The sequence below is a fragment of the Ruegeria sp. BHSB056 genome, from assembly GCF_059613305.1.
Map to the genome: position 1 here is coordinate 21046 of NZ_JBXWSG010000047.1, position 6213 is coordinate 27258.

Consider the following 6213-nt stretch of genomic DNA (forward strand, 5'->3'; position numbering starts at 1 on the left):
GCGCGCCCGGCCCCGACGGCCGGGCGCGCGATGCACTTCCATGCACCGCATCAGAAGAGGGATCCCATGACACCCATCGAACCCAGCGATAGCAGCACCTCCCCTTTTCATCGGGGCGAACACATGGCGCAGGCGCGGATGGGTGTCCGCGATATTGAACACTGGGCGCGGAAAGTTGTCCGCGACCACATGCCCGAACAGCATCGGGATTTTCATACCGCCCTGCCGTTTCTTGTGATGGCCGCGCGCGATGCGCAAGGTCGACCATGGGTCACGCTATTGGAAGGGTCAGCCGGATTCGTCACTGCACCAGACAACAAAACGCTTTCCATAACCGCCTTGCCGACCCAAGGTGACGCGTTGCACGGTGCCATTCACCCCAAAAGTGATATTGGCATCCTGGGTATTGAGTTGGCCACGCGTCGGCGCAACCGTATCAATGGCCGCGCCGGACGCGTCACTCCAACAGGTTTTGACTTTCACGTGGACCAGACCTTTGGCAACTGCCCACAATACATCCGCGAACGTGCGTGGCACCGGGTTGAAGACTTAAGGCCTGGACCAATATCGCGCAGCCAATATTTGACGTTGGATCAGGCCCGGTGGGTCGAAACAGCCGACACTTTCTTTGTCGCCAGCGGCTACCGTGAAGAGGGCGAAAGCCCGACCTATGGAATGGATGCGTCCCATCGCGGTGGCGACCGCGGTTTCGTGCAGGTTCTGGACAACCGGAGACTGCGGTTTCCCGACTATGCTGGCAATAACCACTTCAACACAATCGGCAACCTGTTGCTCGACCCAAAGGCAGGATTTCTGTTCGTCGATTTCGAAAGCGGTAGCTTGCTGCAACTGACCGGCACTGCCACGATCGACTGGGACAGTGACGAAGTTACACAGGTCCCTGGCGCGCGCCGTCTGGTGACGCTGGAGATTGACGAAGTAGTGGAAACGCGTGCGGCAGTCAGCCTCAGATGGACTTCGGATGCAGGTTCAGTACGGTCGCTCCGCCTGATCGAAAAGACCCGTGAAAGCGTCGATGTCACCTCGTTTGTTTTCGAAGCCCGCGATGGTGGCCCGCTAGCCGGGTTCGAGCCCGGCCAACACCTGCCAATCGAGCTTAAAGTTTCAGGGATCGCCGAACCGGTGCGCCGTACCTATTCGCTCAGCAACGGACCGAACAAGCATCGCTATCGGATCACGGTCAAGCGTGAGCCGCAGGGGATCGCCTCGCAATTTCTGCACGATCATTTGGAGCCAGGCGCAATCATCAATAGCCGTCGGCCTGCGGGTGATTTCGCAATGACCTGCGACCGGTGCCCATTGGTTCTGGTCAGCGCAGGTGTTGGGATCACACCGATGTTAAGCATTCTGAATAAGGTTGCAGGCGAGCGTGGCAATCGCCCTGTCTGGTTCATCCACGGCGCTCGGGACGGTCAACACCATCCTATGGCCGGTGAAGTTCGCGATATGGCCTCCAGGCGGCCGGGGATCACGTCGCATGTGGCCTACAGCCAACCAACGGCAGAGGATGAGTTCGGGGTGAACTATGACTCGCATGGCCGTGTCGACGGGGCACTTGTGGCGCACCTGATCGACGATGCCAGCGCGCATTATTTTCTGTGCGGCCCTGTCAATTTTATGGCCGAGATACAGGCTAATCTGGAACGCCGGGGCATCCCTACAGACCAAATTCACACCGAAAGCTTTGGTCCAGTTTGACGATCTTTCACGATCCGCAAGTGTTCGTGAAAGTCAGCCTATGAGGTCAAGGGTAAGTGAGAATTCCCCGATGTGACGCGTGTAGGTAATAACTATGCCGGCCAACAGGCGCCCTGGCTTTTGGGCGGCGAGCTGCACTATCGCACTTCGCCGCCGCAGCCCGCACATTCAGAAACTACGCAGAGCAGCCGCGTCAAGTCAGGTCAGATCGTCGACACGTGCGTCTGGTGCATTCCGTTTGACGGAATCGATCCCGTTATCCCGCCCGGAAGCGCTGGTATAGCTTTCACTGGTGCCGATGACCTGACCATTGCTGGCCTTCAAGTTGAACATATGGCCGCCGGACTTGGTTTCCTTGCGTTCATACCGACTGTCATCCGGCGCGTTTTTCTTAACAGACTCGATCCCGTTCGTGGCACTTGCCCTCTGAACATATCCTTCACTGGCCAGAATGATTTCACCATTCCCCGCTTTCAGGCGAAACCGAAATTCACCGGCCTTATCTTTGTATAGTTCGAACTTTCCAGCCATTTGACGTCAACTCCCTTGTTCTACGATCAAATTTTTCGAAGACATTCCTATAATTACACAAACGTCTCAAGAAAAAAGATGACACTTTCATTCGCCTGCCGACACAGCAATTTCCTCGAAAAACGGTAAGAGCGGTGGGTCGAGATGCGATGCTTCAGTATTCCAATGCTGCCTCACGCTTCAGGCGACTTGCGGCAAATTCGACAAACGCGCGAACTTTTGCGGACACCATCCGCCCTTCGTGGTGCACGATGTGAACCGGCGCAGGAGCCGGTTCGAAATCAGATAACACAGCCCTGAGTCGTCCGTCCGCCAGATACGGTGCGATTTGATAAGACAAAAGCCGGGCCAGACCCTGACCGCGAAGCGCCATCTCGATCACGGCATCGTTCGTATTCATGCTGACCCGTGGATGAACACGCACAAGCATCGGTTTGCCCAGTTGATCAAACTGCCATTGGCCCGACGGCGACAGGGGCTGGGAATTGATCAGTACATGACCGTTCAGATCTTCCGGTCTTTCGGGTTCACCTGCCCGTTCAAAGTATTCGGGTGCTGCAAAAACGACCTGTCTGACTGAACCACAACGCACTGCCATAAGGCTGGAATCCGCAAGCGGACCAATCCTGACACCAACATCCACTCCTTCGTCGATTAAATTCACGACCCGGTCTACATAAAATGTTCGCGCCTCGATTTTTGGATAGCGCTCCAGAAAATCCGCAAGAATTGGCGTGATGAACAATTTGCCAAACAATACGGACGAAGTGAGATTGAGCAATCCTTTGGGTTCCGAATAGGTTCCGACCGCAGCGTTTTCCGCCTGTTCCAGATCAACGAGAATACGCTTGGCATCTTCCAGAAATCTGCGCCCGCTCTCGGTCAACATGACAGATCGCGTCGTTCTTACGAACAACCGGATGCCAAGATCCCGCTCCAGCATCAAGATAGTGCGCGTCACAGCCGGCGGCGACATGTTCAGGTTGCGCGCAGCAGCAGCAAAGCCACCCAGGTCGGCCACTTTCGAAAAGACCAGAAGCGCGCGAAACTTGTCCATGCCATTATTCCAAAATTGTAAATAATAAATTCAAAGATACCACTATTCTGCTGGCTGTTGAAACACACTATGTCTCAGGCGAAGACACTTTGCCAAAGCAAAAAAGCGCCCGCAAGAAATGGGAGAAACGCCATGAATATAAGCCAAACCATCGGCCATAACGTGACTGTTCAGATCGTGCACGGTTTTGTGGACAACGGAGTAGGGGGCAACCCTGCCGGGGTTGTCCTGGACGCCGACGGGTTAACAGAAGCGCAGATGCTGAAGATCGCGTCACAGGTTGGCCTTTCCGAAACCGCCTTTGTCTCGCAATCTGCGACCGAGGGTTTCAAACTGGACTTCTTCACCCCGAACCGCAGGATCGCGCATTGCGGTCATGCGACCATTGCCGCTTTTTCCCATCTGGATGCACTTGGGCGTATTCCTGATCCCGAAACATCAAAAGAAACTGTAGACGGCCCCCGCCGGATCATGATCAAGGATGGTGCCGCGTTTATGGAACAATTGGCCCCTAGATATGAAACGCCCGAAGATTGGACCTCTCAGGGTGTCAGTTTGCAGGACGTTTTGGGATCTCTGGGGTTGTCCACGAGCAATCTGGATCAAGAAATGCCGCCCGTCCTGGTAAATACCGGCAACAGTTTTGTCGTGATCGGAGTTGCCGACAGGGAAACCCTGGCTTCGATCAAACCCGATTTCGAGCAGATCAAAACGATCAGCGACCGTCTGGACCTGATCGGATATTACGTGTTCACAACGGCCCAATGCTTGGACGGACGCGACGCAACCGCACGCATGTTTGCCCCCCGTTACGCAATCGATGAAGAGGCCGCGACGGGAATGGCCGCAGGGCCGCTGGCCTGTGTCCTGCACGACCTGGGCCATCGCCGTCAGCACGGATTTCTGATTGAACAGGGCATGTTCATGGACACCCCCTCGCCTAGTTTGATTCAGGTTGAACTCGAAGTTTGTGACGGCGCGATCACCGGCCTTATGGCCGGCGGGCATGGAAAAGTTATGAAGTCCCTTCAAATTTCAGTTTGACGCGGACCGCATTTTGTGCGGCATCTACGTCGCTGTTATTGGAAGGGGTGCAGACGCCCCCTACCCTTTCTGGAGTGCCCCGCCAGTTACCCGTCGTGAGTTTTTGCAGCTGTAATCTCGGCGTGCTGTCGCCCGCTGACGTCGAAATCTGACAACACAAATTGACCAAGGTAGGTGGCTCGGAAACTGGAGGTACCTCACTCCTCCGAGGAATAGGCCAAGATCGCATCGGAAAGCCTCCGAGACGAGGAGCGAGATGTGGTGTTGTGCCAACAATAGGGTGTTGCCCAAGGCCTGCTTTTCGATGTTTTTTAACTCTGAGTTACCGTTCATCGGTCCGGACCTTCCCGGTGCTGGCTGGATCCAGCAATCGCTAGCCCCGGCTCCCCTTCCGCCATGTCTTATCAAGTACAGGAAGTTGGGCTATTGTTCCTAGCATTGCGCCTACATATGACGCGTCTAAAGCGCCGGAACCCCGTTTCATGTGGTTGTTGTGAATTACAGGCAAAAAGACGCGTTGACCAACAAACCTGAAAGGTGACCCATGTCTTTCTCCAGCCGTTCTACAATTTCGCGACGCCGCTTCCTTGCCACCACAACCGCTGGTGCAGCGGCAATTACCCTGCACCCGTTTTCGGTGGCGGCGGCTAATAATCAGGCACATCTGCGCATCATGGAAACCACCGACATCCATGTCCATGTGTTCCCTTACGATTACTATTCGGACAAACCCCGTGACACGGTGGGCCTGTCCCGCACAGCGTCGATCATCAACGAAATCCGGTCCGAGGCGACAAACTCGCTTTTGGTGGATAACGGCGATTTCCTGCAAGGCAACCCGATGGGTGACTACATCGCTTATGAGCGCGGCATGAAGGACGGCGACAGTCATCCCATCATCACGGCCTTCAATACGGTCGGGTATGATGCCGCGACGCTGGGCAATCACGAGTTCAACTACGGTCTGGAATTCCTGAACAAGGCTTTGGCCGGTGCCGAGTTCCCTGTTGTTCTGGCCAACGTCGCCAAGGAAAAAGGTGCAAACCCGCGTGACGACAAGACCCTTGTTCAGGCCTATGCCATTCTCGACCGAGACATCGAGATGGGCGACGGCACCAAACATCCTATCAGGATCGGTGTCATCGGCTTTACCCCGCCACAAATCGTGAACTGGGACCGCAGGCACCTGGAGGGTAATGTTCAAGCCCGCGATATCGTCGAGACGGCTCAGGCCTATGTGCCCGAGATGAAGGAACAGGGATGTGACCTGATCATCGCCCTGTCGCATTCGGGGATCGGGGGTGCCGATCATGAAGACGGCATGGAAAACGCATCGGTGGTTCTGGCAGGTGTCGACGGGATCGACGCGCTGGTCACCGGCCACAATCACCTGGTTTTTCCGTCACCGACATTTGCTGACCGCCCAGGGGTCGATGTGGAAAAAGGCACTCTGATGGGCAAACCTGCCGTCATGGGCGGTTTCTGGGGGTCGCATCTTGGCCTGCTGGACCTGCTTTTGGAACGGGACGGCAACGAATGGCGCGTCGTTACCACAACCTCCGAGGCGCGACCGATTTCCAAACGCAACGAAGACCGCTCGATCACCGCTCTGGTCGAAGATGATCAGAAGGTTCTGGAGTCGGTTGCGAAAGCTCATGACGAAACGCTGGCCTATGTTCGGCGCGCGGTCGGCAAGACCTCGGCCCCGCTGCACAGCTATTTCGCATTGGTCGCGGATGATCCGTCTGTGCAGATCGTCTCGATCGCGCAGAAATGGTATGTCGAAGACATGCTGAAAGGCACCGAGCATGAAGGGCTGCCGATCCTGTCTGCGGCGGCACCGTTCAAGGCTGGCGGCCGAG

At 55.8% G+C, this 6213-nt stretch carries 5 protein-coding genes; 3 read left to right on the plus strand and 2 right to left on the minus strand.

Translation table 11 applies throughout. The features are described from left to right. The first annotated feature begins 66 nt into the window (after nucleotides 1-66). Nucleotides 67-1719, plus strand: coding sequence for an FAD-binding oxidoreductase (locus AC2FND_RS12555; RefSeq protein WP_496770065.1), 1653 nt, complete (start codon nucleotides 67-69; stop codon nucleotides 1717-1719). A gap of 198 nt (nucleotides 1720-1917) precedes the next feature. Here the strand turns inward: AC2FND_RS12555 and AC2FND_RS12560 are convergent, their stop codons facing one another. Both AC2FND_RS12560 and AC2FND_RS12565 read right to left on the minus strand, forming a co-directional pair. Continuing rightward, nucleotides 1918-2250, minus strand: coding sequence for a YegP family protein (locus tag AC2FND_RS12560; protein ID WP_267367971.1), 333 nt, complete (start codon nucleotides 2248-2250; stop codon nucleotides 1918-1920). A gap of 154 nt (nucleotides 2251-2404) precedes the next feature. Beyond that, entirely contained in the window at nucleotides 2405-3307 is a 903-nt protein-coding gene (locus AC2FND_RS12565; protein ID WP_496770067.1) for a LysR family transcriptional regulator, read from the minus strand. A gap of 132 nt (nucleotides 3308-3439) precedes the next feature. On the opposite strand from AC2FND_RS12565, the gene AC2FND_RS12570 reads away from it, so the two are divergent. Together AC2FND_RS12570 and AC2FND_RS12575 are read left to right on the plus strand one after the other, a co-directional pair. Then, entirely contained in the window at nucleotides 3440-4351 is a 912-nt protein-coding gene (locus tag AC2FND_RS12570; RefSeq protein WP_496770068.1) for a PhzF family phenazine biosynthesis protein, read from the plus strand. Between the two features lie 544 nt (nucleotides 4352-4895). Then, a partial coding sequence (locus tag AC2FND_RS12575) for a bifunctional 2',3'-cyclic-nucleotide 2'-phosphodiesterase/3'-nucleotidase (protein WP_496770070.1) occupies nucleotides 4896-6213 on the plus strand: 1318 nt, incomplete at its 3' end.